Origin of the sequence: uncultured Gemmiger sp. (assembly GCF_934561205.1) — a bacterium.
Lineage (GTDB): Bacteria > Bacillota > Clostridia > Oscillospirales > Ruminococcaceae > Gemmiger.
On sequence record NZ_CAKTFU010000004.1, the window covers coordinates 149,032 to 168,719 of the forward strand.

21 protein-coding genes are annotated in these 19,688 nt (G+C 56.8%); 8 read left to right on the forward strand and 13 right to left on the reverse strand.

From position 1 onward, the window contains the following. Positions 1-231 precede the first annotated feature (231 nt). From yajC to Q0I19_RS04025, 3 genes are all read left to right on the forward strand, one after another. Positions 232-579 (forward strand): preprotein translocase subunit YajC, encoded by a 348-nt coding sequence (yajC, locus tag Q0I19_RS04015; protein ID WP_294758785.1) that lies wholly within the window; start codon positions 232-234, stop codon positions 577-579. Positions 580-640: 61 nt separating this feature from the next. Then, positions 641-1,057: a TIGR04086 family membrane protein gene (locus tag Q0I19_RS04020; protein WP_294758783.1), complete on the forward strand. Its 417-nt coding sequence runs from the start codon at positions 641-643 to the stop codon at positions 1,055-1,057. A gap of 308 nt (positions 1,058-1,365) precedes the next feature. Next, entirely contained in the window at positions 1,366-1,710 is a 345-nt protein-coding gene (locus Q0I19_RS04025) for a hypothetical protein (protein WP_296023294.1), read from the forward strand. On the opposite strand, the gene Q0I19_RS04030 is transcribed toward Q0I19_RS04025, so the two are convergent. The 7 genes from Q0I19_RS04030 to radA form a co-directional block, all read right to left on the reverse strand. Continuing rightward, the gene (locus Q0I19_RS04030) at positions 1,645-2,712 is read right to left on the reverse strand and encodes a tyrosine recombinase XerC (RefSeq protein WP_294758779.1); all 1,068 of its coding nucleotides are present in this window, start codon (positions 2,710-2,712) and stop codon (positions 1,645-1,647) included. The genes Q0I19_RS04025 and Q0I19_RS04030 overlap by 66 nt on opposite strands. A gap of 39 nt (positions 2,713-2,751) precedes the next feature. Continuing rightward, on the reverse strand, positions 2,752-3,228 hold the full coding sequence (locus Q0I19_RS04035) for an NUDIX domain-containing protein (protein WP_294758777.1): 477 nt from the start codon (positions 3,226-3,228) through the stop codon (positions 2,752-2,754). 26 nt (positions 3,229-3,254) lie between these two features. After that, on the reverse strand, positions 3,255-3,704 hold the full coding sequence (locus tag Q0I19_RS04040; protein ID WP_294758776.1) for an 8-oxo-dGTP diphosphatase: 450 nt from the start codon (positions 3,702-3,704) through the stop codon (positions 3,255-3,257). A 249-nt stretch (positions 3,705-3,953) separates the two neighbouring features. Beyond that, a complete protein-coding gene (locus tag Q0I19_RS04045) occupies positions 3,954-4,586 on the reverse strand; it encodes a GyrI-like domain-containing protein (protein WP_294758775.1) in 633 nt (210 codons plus the stop codon). Positions 4,587-4,599: 13 nt separating this feature from the next. Then, a complete protein-coding gene (locus Q0I19_RS04050; RefSeq protein ID WP_294758774.1) occupies positions 4,600-5,523 on the reverse strand; it encodes a haloacid dehalogenase-like hydrolase in 924 nt (307 codons plus the stop codon). Then, positions 5,520-6,377: an enhanced serine sensitivity protein SseB C-terminal domain-containing protein gene (locus tag Q0I19_RS04055; protein ID WP_294758772.1), complete on the reverse strand. Its 858-nt coding sequence runs from the start codon at positions 6,375-6,377 to the stop codon at positions 5,520-5,522. Before Q0I19_RS04055 ends, Q0I19_RS04050 begins: the two co-directional genes overlap by 4 nt. Before the next feature lie 17 nt (positions 6,378-6,394). After that, a complete protein-coding gene (gene radA, locus Q0I19_RS04060) occupies positions 6,395-7,795 on the reverse strand; it encodes a DNA repair protein RadA (protein ID WP_294758770.1) in 1,401 nt (466 codons plus the stop codon). A 243-nt stretch (positions 7,796-8,038) separates the two neighbouring features. Between radA and Q0I19_RS04065 the strand changes: the two genes are divergently transcribed. Genes Q0I19_RS04065 through Q0I19_RS04075 form a run of 3 tightly spaced genes read left to right on the forward strand, consistent with a single transcriptional unit; the run spans position 8,039 to position 10,924 of the window. After that, complete coding sequence (locus Q0I19_RS04065; protein WP_294758769.1) at positions 8,039-8,773, forward strand: DUF5058 family protein; 735 nt, start codon at positions 8,039-8,041, stop codon at positions 8,771-8,773. 14 nt (positions 8,774-8,787) lie between these two features. Continuing rightward, the gene (locus Q0I19_RS04070; protein ID WP_294758767.1) at positions 8,788-9,468 is read left to right on the forward strand and encodes a hypothetical protein; all 681 of its coding nucleotides are present in this window, start codon (positions 8,788-8,790) and stop codon (positions 9,466-9,468) included. A 19-nt stretch (positions 9,469-9,487) separates the two neighbouring features. Beyond that, positions 9,488-10,924: a M20/M25/M40 family metallo-hydrolase gene (locus tag Q0I19_RS04075; RefSeq protein ID WP_294758765.1), complete on the forward strand. Its 1,437-nt coding sequence runs from the start codon at positions 9,488-9,490 to the stop codon at positions 10,922-10,924. A 62-nt stretch (positions 10,925-10,986) separates the two neighbouring features. Here the strand turns inward: Q0I19_RS04075 and Q0I19_RS04080 are convergent, their stop codons facing one another. From Q0I19_RS04080 to Q0I19_RS04105, 6 genes are all read right to left on the reverse strand, one after another. Next, entirely contained in the window at positions 10,987-12,309 is a 1,323-nt protein-coding gene (locus Q0I19_RS04080; RefSeq protein ID WP_294758763.1) for a pyrimidine-nucleoside phosphorylase, read from the reverse strand. A gap of 65 nt (positions 12,310-12,374) precedes the next feature. After that, the gene (locus Q0I19_RS04085; protein ID WP_294758760.1) at positions 12,375-13,367 is read right to left on the reverse strand and encodes an ABC transporter permease; all 993 of its coding nucleotides are present in this window, start codon (positions 13,365-13,367) and stop codon (positions 12,375-12,377) included. Then, entirely contained in the window at positions 13,364-14,479 is a 1,116-nt protein-coding gene (locus Q0I19_RS04090) for an ABC transporter permease (RefSeq protein ID WP_294758758.1), read from the reverse strand. The genes Q0I19_RS04085 and Q0I19_RS04090 overlap by 4 nt, the downstream gene beginning before the upstream one ends. Continuing rightward, positions 14,476-15,990: an ABC transporter ATP-binding protein gene (locus tag Q0I19_RS04095; protein ID WP_294759065.1), complete on the reverse strand. Its 1,515-nt coding sequence runs from the start codon at positions 15,988-15,990 to the stop codon at positions 14,476-14,478. Before Q0I19_RS04095 ends, Q0I19_RS04090 begins: the two co-directional genes overlap by 4 nt. A 215-nt stretch (positions 15,991-16,205) precedes the next feature. After that, on the reverse strand, positions 16,206-17,306 hold the full coding sequence (locus Q0I19_RS04100) for a BMP family ABC transporter substrate-binding protein (protein ID WP_294758756.1): 1,101 nt from the start codon (positions 17,304-17,306) through the stop codon (positions 16,206-16,208). A 191-nt stretch (positions 17,307-17,497) separates the two neighbouring features. Further along, positions 17,498-18,412 carry a radical SAM protein gene (locus tag Q0I19_RS04105; RefSeq protein WP_294758754.1) on the reverse strand — a complete coding sequence of 305 codons (915 nt, stop codon included), beginning with the start codon at positions 18,410-18,412 and terminating at the stop codon, positions 17,498-17,500. Positions 18,413-18,518: 106 nt separating this feature from the next. Between Q0I19_RS04105 and deoD the strand changes: the two genes are divergently transcribed. Both deoD and Q0I19_RS04115 read left to right on the forward strand, forming a co-directional pair. Continuing rightward, positions 18,519-19,250, forward strand: a complete 732-nt coding sequence (gene deoD, locus Q0I19_RS04110) for a purine-nucleoside phosphorylase (RefSeq protein ID WP_294758752.1) — start codon at positions 18,519-18,521, stop codon at positions 19,248-19,250. Positions 19,251-19,252: 2 nt separating this feature from the next. Further along, positions 19,253-19,675, forward strand: coding sequence for a cytidine deaminase (locus tag Q0I19_RS04115; RefSeq protein WP_294758750.1), 423 nt, complete (start codon positions 19,253-19,255; stop codon positions 19,673-19,675). The last annotated feature ends 13 nt before the right edge of the window (positions 19,676-19,688 follow it).

Sequence of the window (19,688 nt, forward strand, 5' to 3'; positions counted from 1 at the left end):
AAAAATACCAACTTTCCTCACTTTATAGTATACTACAAATCATACGGGCAGGCAAGAGGGGAATCGGGGAAAAGGCTGTCTTACAGCAAGTTTTTTGCGTTTTTGCGCAGTGTGAGAAAAACACGGCAAATTTTCTTCAACTTTTGCAAGAAAATGCGGGAAATACTTGCACAACGGCAAAAGATTCGATATAATAGAAGAAACCGTTTAATTATAAGGAGAATATCTGTCATGATTCAATTTTTGTCTGCTACCGGTACTGCCAGCACTGCCGAAATGATCGTCAGCTTTCTGCCCATTGTCATCCTGTTGGTCTTTATGATCGTTCTGGTCTACCTGCCCCAGAAACGTCAGGATAAAAAGGATGCAGCTATGCGCAACTCCATCGAAATCGGCGATAAGGTCACTACCATCGGCGGCATCGTCGGTATTGTCTGCGCCATTTCCGACAAGGATGATACGCTGGTGATTGAGACCGGCAGCGACCGAACCAAGATTCGCTTCCGCCGTTCTGCTATTTCCGGCGTAGAAAAGCTGGATGCCGGTAAGGACAGCAAGTCCGCCCCTGTAAAGAAGTAAGCAAACCCCACATAATACAAAGCCTCCTTGCATAGTGTTGACTAGGCAAGGAGGCTTTTTTATGGCAAAAACAAAACGTATGCAAGCGCTGCACACTTCCCAAAACGGCAAGGCGGCAGTGCTGGGTCTGGTGGGCTGCCTTTTAGGCGGGTCTGCGGGCTGCCTGGCACTGTTGGCGTTGTTTGCCCTGCTGCTGGCCAAAACACCTATCCCGTTGGCAGCGGCACGACCTATGGGGTGTCTGGCGGCAGCAGCAGGGGCCGGAATATCAGGCTATCTGCTGGCCAAAAAAATGAAGCGTCGGGCGCTTTTGTGCGGCATGGGGGCGGGAATCTTTTACGCGCTGTGCCTGGCGGCGGCAGCCTGGCTGCAGGACGGTGCTGTGCACTGGCAGGGGGCAAACGCCATGCTGCCGCTGGCATTGCTGTTGGGCGGCTGCTTTGGCGGGGCAGCCACAGCCCTGAAGGGCGGGCGCTGATGCGCACCGCAAGCAGGAATAGCCGTCGGCTTACCCCTGCCTTACCTAGGCCTCGCCCTGCAGCGGGACATGCGGCCCCACGCCGTAAGCAGGGCGTTGCCCGGCCGCTGTGTGCGGCAGCGTTTCTGGCAGGTTACCCGCTGGGGATTTGGTGGGGCAGCAAAGGGGGAGAGTACGCTGCGCAGCTGGTAAGGTATATCCTTTCGGCAGAAAGCTATACCGGCCGGCAAGGCGTTTTTGCGGCACTGCTGTCCGGCACATTTTTGCTGTTGCTATGTGTTTTTGCGGCGGGTTTTTGCGCGGTGGGCATGGGACTGCTCTGCCTGTTGTTTGCAGGGCAGGGGGTCTGGCTTGGCTTTTGTGCCGCTGCGGTCTACCTGCAGGAGGGAACGAAAGCGCTGCTGATGTACCGCGCCCTGTTGAGCTTTCAGGAGTTGGCCTCCCTGGCGGTCTGCCTGTGGCTGGCAGAGTTTGCGGGCAGCTTGTGCACAGGACTGTACCTGAGCGTGTTCGATGCCGGTGTGGCAAGGGGACGTCTGCAGGCAGATGCCCGGCGTCTGGCGCTGCGGTTTGTGTCGGCGGTGGGGTTAGGCGTCGGAATCAGTGCTGTCGGCAGCGGCATCGCTGTTTTTGTTGCCGGAGTCCTGCTGTGACGGTTCAAATTCCCGCTGTGCCAACGGCGAGGCGTTGACGGCCGCGCGCAGCTGTTGGCGGTTGATGTGGGTGTAGATCTGGGTGGTCGAAACACTCTCGTGACCCAGAATTTCCTTGAGAGCCAGCATATCCACGCCGCCTTGGTACATCAGTGTGGCGGCAGTATGGCGCAGCTTGTGGGGCGAAAACCCGCGTCCGCTCAGGCCCGCGCTTTGCAGGCAGCGGGCAACGATCTGCTCAACACGGCGCGCCGTCAGCCGCTTGCCGGTCCGCTTGGAGACAAACAGCGCCTGCTTGTCCGTCAGGTTGGGCAGGGCAGCGCGGGCAGCCGTGTAATGCTCCAGCGCATCCAGGCAGGCAGGCGTCAGGTAGACAAGCCGTTCCTTGCTGCCCTTGCCGATGATGCGGATGGTATCGTCCCGAAAGTCGCCCATATTGATGGTCACCAGCTCGGTCAGACGCATCCCGCAGTTCAAAAACAACGTAATTATGCAGAAATCGCGCTCGTAAAAATCACTTTGTATATTTTTTAACAAGTTGATACTTTCGTCCGCTGTCAGATACTTGGGCAGTGCCTTTTTGGGCGCGCCCAGACTGATGCTCTCGGTGGGGTTGGTGCTGAGCTTGCCGACCTGCGTACACATATAGTTGAAAAACCCTTTGAGCGCACTCAGCTTGCGTGCGCGCGCCTTGGAGCCGTTGTCGGCGTCACGCACATGGTCCAGGTACGCAAAGATGTCCCGCTTGGCAATTTCGGCAATATCCTTGGTGGAAATGCCCGTCAAGTCGATTTCGGCAGGGTCAATGGTGTCGGGCACACGCTGCCAGGTAATCATCATAAAGCGGAAGAATCCGCGCAGGTCAAGATAGTAGCCGTTGATCGTACGCGGCGAGCGCAGCTTGACAAAATCGAGATAATGCAGATATTCCACAACGTCGTTGGGAATATCCAGATACGGTGCGTGACGCTCCGGGTGAACGGCGTCAATGTAAGTGCTCATAGGTAAACCTCGTGTAAATGCTAACCTGTCCCTGATGGTTTATCGCTTGTCTGTAGTGAAATACTTTACTGTGTCTGTTGGATTCTTCAATTCAGTCTTGAAAAATTCCGGATATATTTTCTTGCCCTCATCAAGCGAAATCCACACCAAGTGTTCTTTGCTGTTTTCATCCATAAAGAATTCACTGATCGGCGCAAAAGCATCAGGCACTTTCATATAGAAGAAAAGCGAAATCTCATAAATCAGCTTGTCCCGATTGGTAGGCGCATCGCCATAGAAATAGTTTTCATGCACAAAGCCAAGGCGGTCGATTTCCATCTGAACACCTGTTTCTTCCAGCACTTCACGAATAACAGCCTCTTCGGCGGTTTCACCGAATTTCACTCTGCCGCCGACGGAGTAGAGATACTCTCTGTCATTGCCAACCATCAAAAGCTTACCATCTTTCATGATGATTGCACCGACACGAATATTCAAAATTCCATCGTCACAGGCTACGCACATATCTTTGTTCATCGTTTTTTCACCGTATCACCGTTTTGCTATTTCAAGACATACTTCCATGCACTGCTTTCTTGATAGTAGAAGAACTCGCTCAGATTTTCTTCTTTGAAAACCCGTAGCATATCACGCATATCCAAAGACAACTTGAGATTAGGCAGATTGGCAATATCTTCCCACCAAACCCGACCTTCGGAGCTGGAATGTAATTCGCCATCAAAACAAGTTGTCTTATAAAGCAGCACAACAAACCTGCACTGATTTTCACACCAGTCTTTGATACCGCAGAGCTGGGGAGAACAGATATGCAGTCCAGTTTCCTCCAGCACCTCACGAATCACGGCATCCGTAAAGGATTCTCCCGGCTCTATATGACCTCCGGGGAATGTGATGCCCGGCCAGTCCCGTTTTTTCCGGTCGATCACAACAACTCGGCTGCCATCACAGATCATGCACATATTTGTAAATTCAACCGTTTCGGTTCTTGCCATTATGTTAAAACTCCTTCACGAATATTCAAAATTCCATCGTCACAGGCTGCGCACATATCTTTGTTCATCGTTTTTTCACCGTATCACAGTTTTACTATTTCAAGGTGACAGCCTTGTCGGAAGAAATCACCCAAGACACATCCCTACATTTCGCTAAACTTTCATTTAGCGAAATAGCATATAGAGAATTTTCAGGGCTTCCCCACGCAATTTGCGCCCAATACCGCGTACAGTCTGCCGCAGGAAAACTTACACCCGTTTGACGGGATGCCGCAATACGGTCTTGCGTTTTTCCGGCGATGTTTTTCGTGGGTCGCTCAGATAAATTTCGTGGTGCATACGCTCGGCAGAAAAATCATTGACGCAGTTGTTTTGCGCAAGAAACTCGTCCATATGCGCTATACTGGCCGGTTCGTCATCGTAAGCGCCTACATGCAGCATCTGTACGCAAAGCCCCTCGTCCACGGTCAAAAATTCAACGGCAGAAAAATCCAGCTTTTTCTTGCGGGTGGCTTCCGCTACGGCCCAGTCAAAGTCGGCGCGGGTCACAAAATCCGGCACGCGGATGACGGAGATCCAACAAAATGCGTCCTTGTGTGCAAAATCTACGTTGTCTGCCCCCTCTTGATACCAGAAACCCTCCAACGGCGGCACGACATAGTCGAAATAACCGTCGATTTCATGTCCTGCCTTGCGGCACATCTTTAAGGTGTAGGCAACACCGTACAAAAGGCCGATTGCCCGCTGGTACGCTCCGCCCTCCTCATTGGGGTCGCCCTTGCCGCGCACAGCCAGGTACCGCATAGGCGGCAGCGTTACAAGCTGCGGTACAGCCTTGGGCAGATAAAATTCCTTGTATTCCTTTTTATAGTCAAACGGCATAGGAACCCTCTTTTCAGCGGTTGACAGACTGCGCCATCTTGTGGTAGGTGTGGCGCTCGCCGCGAATGGCGATGGAGTACGCCAAAATGTTCTGCGGCAGGGCCATGCCGGGCACACCGGTGTCGCCGATGTGGTGGATATCTGCGCCTGCCATCTTGCACATCAGTGCGATTTGTCGGATCGTTGCTGTGTCTGCGCCTTCCTGCGAGGTGCCGATGGCGGTCAGCGCCAGCTTGCCCGCAGCGTGGATTTGGGTAATCAGCCGCCGTGCATATTCCTGTGTGATGCCGGGCACGGTGCCGGGGGCGGGCAGCAAAACGATGTCAGCCCCTGCGTCGATAAACGCCTTGACGTCATCGGGGGTCAGAATATTTTCGCCGCCCTCCCCTATCACGCCGGAGGCGTGCATTTTGCCGGCGGCCAGAATCAGCTTGTCACCCACGGCGGCTCGGATGCTGCGCAGGGATTCTGTGATAGCGTCATTGCTGACGCCGTTGCCGGGATTCCCTGTCAAAACAACCATATCTACGCCCATTTCTGCGGCGCGGACGGCGTTTTCTGCGGTGGCAAGGCGGCCGTGGCTCATCTGCCAGAGGGTGCCGTCGTTGGACTGGGCAGCCTGCGGGTTTACCGGCTCCAGATTGATGCCGACAACACGCCCGGTCAGGCGCTTGATTTCGCGCACAGTCTCCCCCTCGTCCACGGCGGGCAGTGCGTTGATGACCGGGTGCTGCACGTCAAACATGTTCAGCAGCAGGATATCGGCGCTCAAGGCGGCGGCGTATTCGGCGTTGGTCACATCGACCAGCAGCGGCGGCGTGATGCCAATGGTCTCGCAAGCCAGCACGCGGCCCTCACACGCGGCAATGGAGGTCAGCAGTTCGGGCTTGGTGCAGTGCTGTAAATCGGACGGTGTGCAGTCCAAAAGGCGCTTCATTCGTCATCATCCTCCTCAATAACGCGGCCGATGCCCTTGCGGTAGAACGGTTCGCTGTCGCGCATACCCTGCTGCCCCAGTGCGGAGACCGAGGTGGTGATCTGCAGGTCCATCTTTTTCTCGCGCCCAATCAGGTACGGGTGTGCGGCCTTGGCCACGGCGGTAAACAGGTCGTTGTCCTTGGGGCCGTCCAGAACCAGCAGGTAGCTGCGGGCGGACTCGTTGACGATCATAATTTGCAGATAGGCAGAGCCGACGCCGGGCGCCGCTGCCAGGACTTCGCAGATGGGGTCGACCAGAGCGTCCGGGTAGACAGTCGGCTCAACCAGCGTGATTTTATCGCCCGGCTTTACGGCCATACCCTGCCGGGCCGCGTTGGCCTGTGCCTTCATGGCGTCGCGCTGCTGCTTGACAGAGACCAGCAGCGGGCTTTCCAGGCGCAGGCTGTATTCGCCCGGATTGATGACAAGACCTGCGGCGTCCTTGTTCTTTTCGGCCATGTTGGTGAAGTCATCAAAGGACAGGGCGATGATTTGCTGGCCGGGCTTGGCTTTCCAGGCGCGGACGGCCTCCCAGTCACTGAAGGCAAGGTAGTAATGCTTGCCCTCGGGGCTGTTGATCATGACCAGGCTGACCTTGGTGTTCTTGGGCAGCTGCACGCGGCCATCGGGACCGGGCTTGGGGGCGGGCTGACCCTGCAAATCAAATACGGCGGGGGCCAGCAAGGGCGAGCGAACCAATTCGTTGATAACAACATTCAGGTTCTGGGGGGTGTTCTCAGCCTTCAGGGCGGCAATGGCTTCCTTTACCTTGGGATTGAAGGTGGGGTTCTTTTGTTCGTTCAGTTCGGGCATGGTGTAAATTCCTCGATTCACTTTAATTTTATGGCGTTCACAGCTTCGCGCAGGTAGGATACCCCCACCAGCTTTAAGCCGGGAAATTGCGCAGGGTCGATCATTTTCAGGTTGTGCTTGGGCACGATGGCGGTGTCAAAGCCTACGCGCTGTGCCTCGCGCAGGCGGGTCTCCAAGTGCGTAACGCTGCGCACCTCGCCGCCAAGGCCGACCTCTCCGATAGCCAGCGTCTTTTCGCCGATGGGCAGGTCCAGCAGGCTGGAGGCCATGGCAAGGCAGACCGGCAGATCGCAGGCCGTCTCGTCCAATTTCAGGCCGCCGATGATGTTGACATAGACGTCCTGGGTGTAAAAGGCATACCCGGCGCGCTTTTCCAACACAGCCAGCAGCAGGAACATGCGGTTGTAGTCAAACCCGCTGGCCGTGCGCTTGGGGCTGGGAAAGCTCGTCTTGGTGGCCAGCGCCTGCACTTCGCTTAACACGGGGCGGGTGCCCTCCATCACGCAGGCAACGCAGGTGCCGCTGATGCCCAGGGGGCGTCCCTCCAGCATGACCTGGCTGGGGTTTTCAATTTGGGCAAGTCCGCGTCCGGTCATGTCAAACATGCCGATTTCATTGGTGGAGCCGTAACGGTTTTTAACGGCGCGCAACACGCGGTACGGCAGGGTTTTGTCACCCTCAAAATACAGCACGGTGTCCACAATATGCTCCATGACCTTGGGGCCGGCAATGGCACCGTCCTTGTTGACATGCCCTACAATGAAGGTGGGGATCTCCAATGTTTTGGCGACGTTTAAAAAGCGGGCCGTGCTCTCCTTAACTTGGCTGACCGTACCGGAGGAAGAAGAAATATCGGTGCAGCGCATGGTTTGAATGGAGTCGATGACCACAAGGTCGGGCTTCATGCTTTCGATCAGGCCGCAGATCTCGTCCACGTCGCTTTCGGCCACAAGAGAAATGTTGTCCTGCGGTACATCCAGCCGCACGGCCCGCAGCTTGATTTGGCGGGCAGATTCTTCGCCGGTGACGTACAAGACCTTTTTGGTGCGGCTTACCTCGCCGCAAAGCTGCAAAAGAATCGTAGACTTGCCGATACCCGGCTCGCCGCCGATCAAAATCACACTGCCGATGACGATGCCGCCGCCCAGTACACGATCCAGCTCTCCGATGCCGGTGACGATGCGGCTTTTTTCCTCGGTGGTGCTGATGCTGCGCAGCGTTTGAGGCACAAGGCTTGTCTGACCGGGCACACGCACTGCGGCGGCCGACTTGCCGCCGGCGGTTTTGGCAGGCTCGGCTACGACATCCTCGGTCATGGTGTTCCATGCCCCGCACGACGGACAGCGCCCCAGCCAGCGGGGGCTGGTCTCGCCGCACTGGTTGCAGACATAAACGGTTTTTAGCTTGTCCTTGGGCATACATGCCTCCTATAAAAGATTACTTACATCTATTATATCTCAAAACACAGCATCGGGCAAGCAAAACTCAGGGATTTCTTGCGGGAAGTTGCGGTTTCCGTGTCCGCAGACTGCACACAGCCTAGAAACAAATGTTCACCGTATAAAAACTTTTCCTTGCATTTGTTTGAACAAAGTGTTAAACTGGCACTAAGGCTTTGAAAATGCAAAGCGTTGATTCCAAAAGAAAAAGGTGGGGTATGTATGGCGTTTGATGTAAATGCGCCGATTTTGTTTGTGCTGGTTGCCATCATAATTTTGTTTGTGCTGGCGCAGTCGGTGTTTTTCCTGTGGCGGGCCGTGGCGCGCGCCAAGGAGCTGGGGATGCCCAAGCAGACGATTCGCAAGACCATTTCGGCGGCAGCGGTGTTTACCGTAGCACCGGCTGTGGCGATTCTGGTGGGGGTTATCTCGCTGAGCAAGAGCCTTGGCATTGCGCTGCCGTGGCTGCGGCTCTCGGTGGTTGGTTCGCTGACGTATGAGACGGTGGCTGCCGGAACCTCCCTGACCGAGCTGGGGCTGGACACCAATACCCCCATTCCCACGGCGACGGCGTATGTCACGGTGGCGGCGGTCATGACGGTTGGTATTATGATTGGCTTGCTGCTGGTGCCGCTGACGACCAAGCGCATCCAGGGAGGCCTGACGAAAATCGGGGCCAAGGATCGCAAATGGGCCGATATTTTCAACAATGCAATGTTCCTGGGCATGATCAGCGCGTTTCTGGGGTATGTGTTCAGCGATGTGCTGGGCGCAGTGCACGGCGATTACACGGGGCTTATCCCTGTATTTGTCATGCTGACCTCGGCGGTGGTCATGGTTATCTGCGGTGTGGCGGCTATGCGCACCAAAAAACGCTGGATTCAGGACTACGCCCTGCCCATCAGTATGCTGTGCGGTATGGCGGCATCCATCCCGCTGACGAGCTGGCTGAGCTGAAAGGGGTGCGCAAAATGGAAAAGACAGAACTGCAAAAGAAAGAAACCTATATCGAGAGTGTTCACCGCTGGGGGCGCATCTGGGGGCTTACGCTGCTGGCGCTGATTGTGGCGTACCCTGTTGTCGTATCGGTGATTTTCCACACCACGCCGGACTGGGCGGCGTTTGCCAAGGGCTTTTTGGCCATCGGCCCGATGTATTGGGCGGTGGGCATTGTGGAAATTTTTACCTATGTGCCTATGCTGGGCGCGGGCGGCACCTATCTTTCGTTTGTTACGGGCAACATCTCCAACCTGAAACTGCCCTGCGCCCTGGACGCCATGGAGCGCGCCGGGGTCAAGGCCAACAGCGAGGAGGGCGAGATCATCTCCACCATTGCCATTGCGGTGTCCAGCATTGTGACGACACTGATCATCCTGGCGGGCGTTGTGCTGATCATTCCCCTGACACCGCTGCTGTCCAGCCCTGTGCTGGAGCCTGCCTTCACCCAGATTTTACCCGCGTTGTTCGGCGGTTTGGCGGTGGTGTTTGTGTCCAAGAACTTTAAGCTGGCGCTGGCTCCCCTGCTGCTGATGCTGGTGTTGTTCATCTTTGTCCCGGCGTTGAACGCCTCCACTGTGGGTGTCATGGTGCCGGTAGGCGTCTTGTTCAGCCTGGGCGTGGCGCGTGTACTGTATAAAAAAGGCTTGCTGTAAGCCAAGGAGGTACTATACAATGTCATATCTGTGGTTGCTTTTGTTGATTCCGGTCGTGCTGGTGGCTGAGGTGCTGGTGCGTACGGCGCGTTTCAAGCCCGGCCCGGCCCCGCAAATTCCCGAGGGCGAGGAGGTCTTTGACCGCGACAAGGCGGTGGAAAACCTGCGCACCCTGATTCGCTTCAAGACGGTGTCCAACACCGACCCGCAGCTGGAAGATGACGCGGAGTTCCAAAAGCTCATCGACAAGCTGCCAGAGCTATACCCGCACGTCTTTGAAACCTGCAAGTTCGAGCGTCTGCCCGACCGCGGGCTGCTGTTTACCTGGGAGGGCAAACAGCACAGCGAGCCGAGCGTGCTGATGGCGCACTACGATGTGGTGCCCGTGGACGAGGCCGGTTGGAGCAAGCCCCCCTTTGAGGCAATTCTGGAGGACGGCGTGGTCTGGGGACGCGGCGCGCTGGATACCAAAGTCACCTTTAACGGTGTGCTGACGGCAGCCGATCACCTGCTGGCGCAGGGCTACCAACCCGAACAGGACATTTATTTCGCGTTCAGCGGCGGCGAGGAGGTCAACGGCCTAGGTGCGGTGCATATTGTGGATTGGTTTGAAGCCCACGGCATCACCCCCGCGCTGGTCGTGGACGAGGGCGGCGCCGTTGTGCAGGATGTGTTCCCCGGCGTCAAGCAGCCCTGCGGCCTGATCGGCATTGCCGAAAAGGGCATGATGAACGTCGAGTACACGGTCAAATCCGGCGGCGGTCATGCCAGCGCCCCCAAGCCGCACAGCCCGCTGGTGGCGTTGAGTGAGGCCTGCACCAAGATCGAGTCGAATCCTTTTGCGGCACATCTGACCAAGCCCGTGGCGGAAATGTTTGACACGCTGGGCCGCTACTCCAACTTTACCTACCGCATGATCTTTGCCAACCTTTGGCTGTTTGGCGGTGTGCTGGATTCCATCTGCCGCAAAAGCGGCGGCGAGCTGAACGCCCTGATGCGCACCACGGTGGCCTTTACCCAGGCTAAGGGCAGCGCCGGACGCAATGTTATCCCCTCCGAGGCAAAGATGATCAGCAACCTTCGCCTGAACCCGCAGGATACGATGGAAACTGCCCTGGACTACTTAAAGCAGACGGTCAACGACGCGTCCGTTGAGATGGTCAATCTGGAAGGCATGAACCCCAGCCCCATCAGCGAAACCAACTGCCCCGCATGGGACAAGGTGGCGGGCGCGGTGGCCGCAACCTGGAAAGGCTGCCTGGTGTCGCCCTATCTGATGGTGCAGTGCTCTGACAGCCGCCATTACGGACGTATCAGCAACCATGTCTACCGCTTCTCGGCGATGGATCTTTCCGCGGAGGAACGCGCTACCATCCACGGCAACAACGAGCGCATCCGCGTAGAAACGATCGGCCGCGCCGTAGAGTTTTATATCCGCCTGATGCGCCAGTGCTGACGGCATAATAAACCAGCCCCTGACCGTTTTCGGTCAGGGGCTGCTTCATTTTACGCGGTTTTTCAGAAGGTCTCCACGCCGTCAGCGGTCACGCGGGCGTAGACCAGCGGCGGCACGGCAGGCTTTTCGTCGCGGATGATAAGCCCGCTGCGGTACATTTCCTCGGCTGGGGCAAACAGGGATTCGTCATCGGCGTAAAAGGTGCAGATGCTCTCCCCTGCTTTTACGAAATCGCCCAGCTTTTTGCGCATCGTGATGCCGGCGGCAAAGTCGATGGTATCCTCTTTTTTGATGCGCCCGGCACCCAGCAGCACGCTGGCATTGCCGATTTTCTCGACATCGTTTTTGTAGATATAGCCGTCCTTGGGGGCGGTCAGTGCAAAGCTGTATTTGGCCTTTTGAAATTTGTCAGCGTCGCGCAGTACGCTGACATCGCCGCCCTGCGCGGCAAACATTTGGCAGCATTTTTCAAAGGCGGAACCGTCCGCAATAACGCTTTCCGCCGTGGCACGGCAGGCGGCCATGTCACCCTTGCCGGCCAAAACCAGCATGTTGCTTGCAAGCTGCAGGCAGACCTCGGTCAGGTCAGCGGGGCCATGGCCCTGCAGGACAGCCATACTTTCGGCGACCTCCAGAGAGTTGCCGATGTTTTGGCCCAGGGGCTTGTCCATGTCGGTGATAAGCGCAGCTACCTTGCGCCCATGGGCGGTGCCGATGGAGACCATCAGCCGTGCCAGCTCCAGGGCGCTGTCCAGATCCTTCATAAAAGCGCCGTCGCCCATTGTGACGTCCAGCAAAATGGCGTCCGAACCGGCAGCCAGCTTTTTGGACATGATGGAGGAGGCAATCAGCGGAATGCAGCCGACGGTGGCGGTAACATCACGCAGGGCGTAGATTTTTTTGTCGGCCACAGCGATTTGCCCACTCTGGCCGATGACGGAAATACCGATGTCATTGACCTGCCTGAAAAATTCCTCCTGGCTCAGGCTGGTGCGGGTGCCGGGAACCGCCTCCATCTTGTCAATGGTGCCGCCGGTATGGCCCAGCCCGCGTCCGCTCATCTTGGCGATTTTTACGCCGCAAGCGGCCACGATGGGGGTGATGACCAGGGTGGTCTTGTCGCCCACACCGCCGGTGGAATGTTTGTCCGCCTTGATGCCCGCAATGGCGGAAAGATCTACCATATCGCCGGAATGTGCCATGACATCGGTCAACTCGGCAGTCTCGGCGTCGGTCATGCCGCGCAGATAGATGGCCATCAGCAGTGCGGACATCTGGTAATCGGGCACGTCGCCCGCCACATAACCGTTTACGGCAAACGCCAGTTCCTCACGGTTCAGCGTACCGCCGTCCCGCTTTTTGGCGATGATATCATACATACGCATAAGCAATTCTCCTAATACAAAAGCCGCCCGGCATTTGCGCGGCCGGGCGGCAAGGTGGGTAAAAATCAGCGGCTGCCCTTATCGTAAGGAATACCCTCGGCCTTGGGGGCCTGCGAGTTTTTGGAGGTGAAAATCAGAATGATCATCGTGACGATGTACGGCAGCATCTGGTAGAAGTTGGAAATATCCTTGACGCCGTCGAACTTGGGAAGGAACGGCAGCGAGGCGCTGTATGCCGCAATGACCTTGAACAGTGCAAAGAACAGCGACGAAGCCAGAATCGGCAGCGGTTTCCAGTTGCCGAAGATCATAACCGCCAAGGCAAGGAAGCCGTAGCCGCCGACGCTGGAGTTGAAGCCGGAACCGGCTGCCAGCGTGTACGCCAGGCCGCCGATGCCGCCCAAAAAGCCGGAAATCAGCACACCTGCATAACGCATCTTGTACACGTTGATGCCCACCGAGTCCGCCGCCTGGGGATGCTCGCCGCAGGCGCGCAGACGCAGACCGAAACGGGTCTTGTACAGCAGCACATAGGATACGATGAACAATACAACGGCCACAGGGGTGGTCAGGTAGAAATACTTGAAGAACAGGTTGTCCCAAAAACCGGGATTTTCGGGCACGGGCAGACCCAGGGTTTCCTGCGTGATGCGCGCCCAGTTGGGAATAAAAATGGTGGTCAGGCCCTGACCCTGCAAGGCCCAGGTCATGACAACGGCAAACGCCGGGGCAAACTGGTTCAGCGCAGTACCGCCGATGGTCTGGTCGGCTTTGAGGTTGATGGCGGCAAAGCCCAGAAAAACTGAGAAGATCATGCCGGTAAGGCCCGCCACCAGAATGGCCGCGAACATGGAAAGCTGCGGGTGCAGGGCGCCGAAGCCGTTTTGGTCAAAGGCCTGCAAGGTCAGGCAGGCAAACAGCGCGCCGATGATCATCATGCCCTCAAGGGCAATGTTGATAACACCGGAGTGCTCGCTGAACATGCCGCCCAGCGCTACCAGCAGCAGCGGCACGGCAAACAAAATGGTCAGGCTGATCAGGTTGGCAACGATATTCATTTGTCGGTGCCCCCTTTCTGTTTGCGGCCGACGGCTGCCTTGGCAACGACACTGCGCATCAGCAGGGCGAAAGCCGCCAGATAGATGATAACGGCGATGACAATGTCGATCGTCTCCGAGGAATAGGCGGGCTGCATGGCGGCGCCGCCAACTTGGATGTAGCTGATGAACAGCGCCGAGAAGATGGTGCCGATGGGGTTGGAACTTGCCAGCAGCGCAACGGGGATGCCGTTGAAGCCCATACCCAGAATGGCCTTTTGCAGCACGAACTGACCCGTGCCGGCCAGGTAGTAGATGCCGCCGCCGATGCCGGACAGCGCACCGGAAATGACCATGGAAAGCACAATGTTGCGCTTGGCGTTGATGCCCGCATACTGTGCGGCGTCACGGCTGAGACCGCAGGCCTTCAATTCGTAGCCGAAGGTGGTCTTTTGCAGCACGACCCACATCAAAACGGAGAAAGCAATGGTCAGCAGGACCGAGATGTTGATCCAGCTGGAACCACCGAACAGGGCAGTCAAAAAGCCTTTGGGAATGATGGCATCGGGGTTGGCGGAGGCCAGTGCGGCGGTGCGGTCCGAGTTGGAGGCACCCCACGCCGAGGCCAGCATGATGGAATCATTGGCCAAAATCAGGTTGACCAGATACATGCCGATCCAGTTGAACATGATGGCGGTAATGACTTCGTTTACGTTGAAATATGCCTTGAACAGACCCGGAAATACGCCCCAGATGGCACCGCCCACAGCGCCCGCCAGCAGGCAGACAAACCACGGCAGCTGAAACTGAATGGCACACAGCAGGGCAAAAAAGGCACCCATGGTGTACTGGCCGGAGGCACCGATGTTAAACAGGCCCGTCTTGAAGGCAAAGCCCACCGAAAGACCGCACATCATCAGGGGCGCGGCTTGGTACAGCACCTTGGCAAACTTGTCCAGGCTGCTGAAACCGGTGGTCAGCATGGCGGCCATACCGCCCAAAGAGGCACCGGGATTCAGGATGACGAGCAGCACAAAGCCCAGCACCAGACCGATGACGATGGACAGCAGGCTGGCCAGCACGCTTACGGCGGCGGGACGCTGCAGCAGCAGGGTTTTGTTTTGGTTTTTCATTGCTGCATCTCCTTTTGCTTTTTGGCACCGGCCATGTACAGGCCCAGTTCCTCAACGGTAGTCTTTTTGGGGTCAAACTCGCCGACCAGCTCACCCTCGTACATAACGAGAATACGGTCGGACAGGTTCATGACCTCGTCCAGCTCCAGGCTGACCAGCAAAACGGCCTTGCCCTTGTCGCGCTCAGCCACGATCTGCTTGTGGATATACTCGATAGCGCCTACGTCCAGGCCGCGGGTGGGCTGGACGGCGATCAGCAACTCGGGGTCTTTATCGACCTCGCGCGCAATGATGGCTTTCTGTTGGTTGCCGCCGGACATGCTGCGGGCAATCGTTGCGGGGCCTTGGCCGCTGCGCACGTCATACTGCTCAATCAGTCGGGTGGCATAGGCCTGCACGGCGGCGCTTTTGATAAAACCGTTCTGCTGAAATTCCGGCTGCCAATAACGCTGCAAAACAAGGTTGTCTGCCAGCGTAAAGTCCAGCACCAGGCCGTGCTTGTGGCGATCCTCAGGAATGTGGCTCATGCCCAGCTTGGAGCGCTCACGAATGGGGGCGCTTGTGATATCCTGCCCTTTCAGGGTGATGGTACCGGCGGTGGCTTTTTCAAGACCGGACAAACCATAAATCAGCTCGGTCTGGCCGTTCCCCTCGATGCCGGCAACGCAGACGATCTCCCCGGCGCGCACCTGAAAATCCACGCCCTTGACGGCGTTGTTCTTGTGTGCCTTGCTGGGCACCACAAGACCCTTGACGTCCAGAATGACCTCGCCCGGCTCGCAGGGCTTTTTCTCAACGGCAAAATCGACATCGCGCCCGACCATCATACGGGACAGCTCCTCCTTGGAGGAATCGGCAATATCTACGGTGCCGATATAGCGGCCCTTTTGCAGAACGGTGCAGCGGTCGGCAACGGCCATGATTTCGTTCAGCTTGTGGGTGATGAACAAGATGCTCTTGCCCTCGGCCTTGAAACCGCGCATGATCTCCATCAATTCGTCGATTTCCTGCGGCGTAAGGACGGCGGTCGGCTCATCAAAAATCAAAATCTCATTGTCGCGGTACAGCATTTTAAGGATTTCGACACGCTGCTGCATACCGACGGAAATGTCGCTGACCAGTGCGTCGGGATCTACGCGCAGACCGTACTTTTCGCTCAGGGCCATGACCTTTTTGCGCGCAGCATCTTTTTTGAGGAAACCGAGCTTGGTATCCTCGACACCCAGAATGATGTTGTCCAGAACGGTAAAACATTCCACCAGCTTGAAGTGCTGATGCACCATGCCGATGCCCAGCGCGGTGGCCTCGTTAGGGTCGGTGATTTTTACCTCTTTGCCGTTCTTTTTGATGATGCCCTGTTCGGGCTGGTACATGCCGAACAATACGCTCATCAGGGTGGATTTACCGGCACCGTTTTCGCCCAGCAATGCATGGATCTCACCCTTTCGCAGCTGCAGGGTGACATCGTCGTTAGCCTTGATGCCCGGAAATTCCTTGGTGATGTGCAGCATCTCGATGACATAATTCTCTGCCAATCGTTATACGCCCCTTTCCTGTAAAACACAGATTACTACCATATAGTATACAGAAAAAACAACTTTTACACAAGAGAATTTGCGCAAAAACAGCAAAAAAACAGGGCTTTTTTGGACGTTCAATCTAAAATGCCCCGCAAAAAACAAAATGCCCCGCGCATTTCTGCGCGGGGCAAACGAGTTACAGTTTATCAGCCCTGGTAATCCACGGTGATGGCGGAAACTTCGGGGTGAACATCGGCGTCAAAGCTGGCGTCGATAACCAGAGAGCCGTCAACGATGCTCTTGTACAGAGTGTCGTACTGCTCCTTGGTGAACTTGCTGAACTTGCTGGTCTCCATGGGCAGACCGACGCAATCCTCAGCAGCGCCCAGGGTGGTCTCCTTGCCGGCGTAGGTTTCGGTGAACTTCCAGCCGTTGTTCATGGAGTCGGTCAGAGCCAGATTGACAGAGTTGGCGAGAGCCTTCATGGCAGAGGTAACAACGGTGTCGAACTGACCGGACTGGTCAACGTCAACGCCGATCATTTTGCCGCCGTTGGCCTTAGCAGCAGCGTCGCAGCTCGTGCAGACGGGACCGCCGCAGGCAAAGACGACCTCGGTGCCGGCAGAATACCAGCTGTCCATCTTGGTCTTGACCTCGTCGGTGGCTTTAAAGTCGCCGGAGTACCAGTAGTTGATGCTGACGTCAGTGGCGCCGATCTCCTTGGCAGCAGCCTCGGCACCCTGCACAAAGCCGTAGCCGTAGCGGATAACGGCAGGAACGGCCATGCCGCCCAGGAAGCCCAGCTTCTTGTAGCCATCATAAACAGCGGCGTAGCCTGCCAGGTAACCGGCCTGCTCCTCACGGTAGGTGATCAAAGCAGTGTTGGCGGCGGCAGTGGAATCGCCCAGATCAAAAGCGGAAACGTCCAGCGCCAGGAACTCAACATCGGGGTACTTGGCCTGAGCCTCAGCGATGGAGGAACCGAACAGATAACCGGCGACAACGATAGCCTTGGCACCGTCGTTTACGGCGTTGTCCATCTGCTCCAGACGGGCAGAGTCGGAGTCCTCGGTGGGACGGTAGTAGTTGGCGTTCAGGTTGTTGGCGGCGCAGAAATCTTTGACGCCCTGCCAGGTGTACTGGTTGAAGGACTGGTCATCGATGTTGCCGACGTCGGTAACGAAGGCAACGTCAGTCTTGCTGCCGGAAGCGGAACCCTGAGAAGCAGCGGAGGAAGCAGCGCCACCGCAGGCAACCAGAGAAAATGCCATAGCAGCGGCCATAACCATTGCAAGGAACTTTTTCATAGCTTTGTTCTCCTATTTCGGGGGCCGTACTTGTATGTAAGACCCGTACATTGTTGTGGAGGGCGAATCCCTCCACGCTGTCTTTAGTATACCTTGTTTTACGATGTTTTGCAACATTTTGGCGGGAATAAAACATTACAAAACGATAACGAAACGAAGATTTGCCGCCGCATCGCCCCAAAATGCAGCATTCAGACCCCTTGCAGGTCAAAGGGTGGGGTGTATTCCTCCTGTGCGCTGCTCTTTTCCTGCATGTAACCGTCCGTCAGCCCAAGGCGCACAGCTTCGTCGATGACCTTGCGGTATTCGTAGCTGGTGATGCGCCGCCCCAGACCGTGTTCGGCAGCCTTGTAAAAGGGGGTGAACTGGCTCATCAGGCTGGGCACAAAGGGGGTGGCTGTTTCGTCACGCAGCCGTGCCAGGGTTTGCAGCACGGCAAGGCTGTCCTGCGTGTGTCCGGGCAGGGCTAAATGCCGCACAATAACGCCGCGCTGCAGATAGCCGTCGGCATCATATACGGGCGCACCGGTCTGCAAAAGCATCTGGCGTAAAGCTGCCTCGGCCACGGCAGGGTAATCCGCAGCCGCCGAAAGCTCGGCGCTGACCTCGCGGGACGCGTATTTGAAGTCCGCCAGCCAGATATCCACATATCCCTGCAGTGCTTTTACCGTTTCCACGGTTTCATAGCCGCCGGTGTTGTAAACGATGGGCAGATGCAGCCCCTGTGCGCGGGCTGTGTCCAGCGCCTCGATGACCCACGGCAGAAACTGGGTGGCGGTGACAAGGTTGATGTTTTTGGCGCCGCCCTGCTGCAATTCCAGAAAAATTTCCGAAAGCCGCGCGGCGGAAATCTCCTTGCCTACCCCCTGCTGGCTGATGGGGAAATTCTGGCAGTAGCAGCAGCGCAGCGTGCAGCCCGAAAAAAACACCGTGCCGCTGCCGGTAGCAGCCTCAGGGTCGCCGCTCAGGCACGGCTCCTCCCAGTGGTGTAGGGCGGCGCGCGCCACGCGCAGGGTGTTCCCTGCCCCGCACACGCCAACGGCACCGGCGGCGCGGTTTGCCCCGCAGGCGCGGGGGCATAAAGTACAGTGCTGCGGCAGCTGCATACAAAATCCACCTTTACACAAAAAATTCAGATTTAATTATACCATAAATCCATAAAATATGTTATACTATGTAGAACAAACTTTTTTAAAAGGAGAGAGCTGCGAAATGTCTACCCCTCACAACCGCGCCGAAATGGGCGATTTTGCCAAAACCGTATTGATGCCGGGCGATCCCCTGCGCGCCAAATTTATTGCCGAAACCTTTTTGGAGAATCCGCGCCTTGTCACCGATGTGCGCGGTATGTTGGGCTATACCGGCACCTATCGGGGCCGCCCCATCAGCGTTATGGGCAGCGGCATGGGTATGCCGTCCATCGGCATCTACTCCTACGAGCTTTACAGCCAGTACGGGGTCGAGAATATCATTCGCATCGGCTCCGCCGGTTCCTACACCGATAAGGCCAAGCTGTTTGATGTGGTGCTGGCCACCGGCGCCTACTCCGAGAGCAACTATGCCGTGACCCAAAGCGGCGACACCGACGACATCCAGAAGCCCAGCGCCGAGCTGAACGCCGCCCTGAAGGCCAGCGCCGAGGCCCAGGGCATCACGATGATCGAGGGTGTCATCCATTCCTCCGATGTTTTCTACCGCGAGGCGACCGACGCCAAGCCCACCTACTGGGAAAAGCTGCGCGACGAAAAGGGCTGCCTGGCGGTCGAGATGGAAAGCTTTGCCCTGTTCCACAACGCGCGGGTGCTGGGTAAGCGCGCGGCCTGCCTGCTGACCATTTCCGACAGCTTTGTTGCGCCGGAGATCACCACGGCCGAGCAACGCCAGACCAGCTTTACCGAGATGATGAAGATCGCACTGGCTGTTGAGGAGCATCTGGAGAAATAAGCATGGAAAAAGCGGAGATTCAGGCTTTGATCCGCAAAGCCTTTGAAGGGCAGCAGTTTGCCTATACCCCCTACTCTCACTTTCGTGTGGGGGCTGCGCTGCGCGCCAAGGACGGCAGGGTCTACACCGGCTGCAACATCGAAAACGCCGGCTACACCCCCACCAACTGTGCCGAGCGCACAGCCTTGTTCAAGGCTGTCAGCGAGGGCGTGCGCGAATTTGACGCCATTGCCATCGTGGGCAGCCGACAGGGCGAGGTCAACACGCTGGTCACCGGACCGTGCGGCGTCTGCCGACAGGCACTGTATGAATTCGGCGGCGATTCGCTGACGGTCATCATGGCAAAGACCGAGGACGATTATATCGTGACGACCCTCGGTGAATTGCTGCCCTACGGTTTCGGCCCCGCAAACTTAGAAAAATAAGGAGTCTTACCAC

Bases quoted from the DNA above. Each gene is read 5' to 3' on its own strand.
- yajC (WP_294758785.1), top strand. From the start codon at position 232: ATGATTCAATTTTTGTCTGCTACCGGTACTGCCAGCACTGCCGAAATG.
- Q0I19_RS04020 (WP_294758783.1), top strand. From the start codon at position 641: ATGGCAAAAACAAAACGTATGCAAGCGCTGCACACTTCCCAAAACGGC.
- Q0I19_RS04025 (WP_296023294.1), top strand. From the start codon at position 1,366: ATGGGACTGCTCTGCCTGTTGTTTGCAGGGCAGGGGGTCTGGCTTGGC.
- Q0I19_RS04030 (WP_294758779.1), bottom strand. From the start codon at position 2,712: ATGAGCACTTACATTGACGCCGTTCACCCGGAGCGTCACGCACCGTAT.
- Q0I19_RS04035 (WP_294758777.1), bottom strand. From the start codon at position 3,228: ATGAACAAAGATATGTGCGTAGCCTGTGACGATGGAATTTTGAATATT.
- Q0I19_RS04040 (WP_294758776.1), bottom strand. From the start codon at position 3,704: ATGGCAAGAACCGAAACGGTTGAATTTACAAATATGTGCATGATCTGT.
- Q0I19_RS04045 (WP_294758775.1), bottom strand. From the start codon at position 4,586: ATGCCGTTTGACTATAAAAAGGAATACAAGGAATTTTATCTGCCCAAG.
- Q0I19_RS04050 (WP_294758774.1), bottom strand. From the start codon at position 5,523: ATGAAGCGCCTTTTGGACTGCACACCGTCCGATTTACAGCACTGCACC.
- Q0I19_RS04055 (WP_294758772.1), bottom strand. From the start codon at position 6,377: ATGCCCGAACTGAACGAACAAAAGAACCCCACCTTCAATCCCAAGGTA.
- radA (WP_294758770.1), bottom strand. From the start codon at position 7,795: ATGCCCAAGGACAAGCTAAAAACCGTTTATGTCTGCAACCAGTGCGGC.
- Q0I19_RS04065 (WP_294758769.1), top strand. From the start codon at position 8,039: ATGGCGTTTGATGTAAATGCGCCGATTTTGTTTGTGCTGGTTGCCATC.
- Q0I19_RS04070 (WP_294758767.1), top strand. From the start codon at position 8,788: ATGGAAAAGACAGAACTGCAAAAGAAAGAAACCTATATCGAGAGTGTT.
- Q0I19_RS04075 (WP_294758765.1), top strand. From the start codon at position 9,488: ATGTCATATCTGTGGTTGCTTTTGTTGATTCCGGTCGTGCTGGTGGCT.
- Q0I19_RS04080 (WP_294758763.1), bottom strand. From the start codon at position 12,309: ATGCGTATGTATGATATCATCGCCAAAAAGCGGGACGGCGGTACGCTG.
- Q0I19_RS04085 (WP_294758760.1), bottom strand. From the start codon at position 13,367: ATGAATATCGTTGCCAACCTGATCAGCCTGACCATTTTGTTTGCCGTG.
- Q0I19_RS04090 (WP_294758758.1), bottom strand. From the start codon at position 14,479: ATGAAAAACCAAAACAAAACCCTGCTGCTGCAGCGTCCCGCCGCCGTA.
- Q0I19_RS04095 (WP_294759065.1), bottom strand. From the start codon at position 15,990: ATGCTGCACATCACCAAGGAATTTCCGGGCATCAAGGCTAACGACGAT.
- Q0I19_RS04100 (WP_294758756.1), bottom strand. From the start codon at position 17,306: ATGAAAAAGTTCCTTGCAATGGTTATGGCCGCTGCTATGGCATTTTCT.
- Q0I19_RS04105 (WP_294758754.1), bottom strand. From the start codon at position 18,412: ATGCAGCTGCCGCAGCACTGTACTTTATGCCCCCGCGCCTGCGGGGCA.
- deoD (WP_294758752.1), top strand. From the start codon at position 18,519: ATGTCTACCCCTCACAACCGCGCCGAAATGGGCGATTTTGCCAAAACC.
- Q0I19_RS04115 (WP_294758750.1), top strand. From the start codon at position 19,253: ATGGAAAAAGCGGAGATTCAGGCTTTGATCCGCAAAGCCTTTGAAGGG.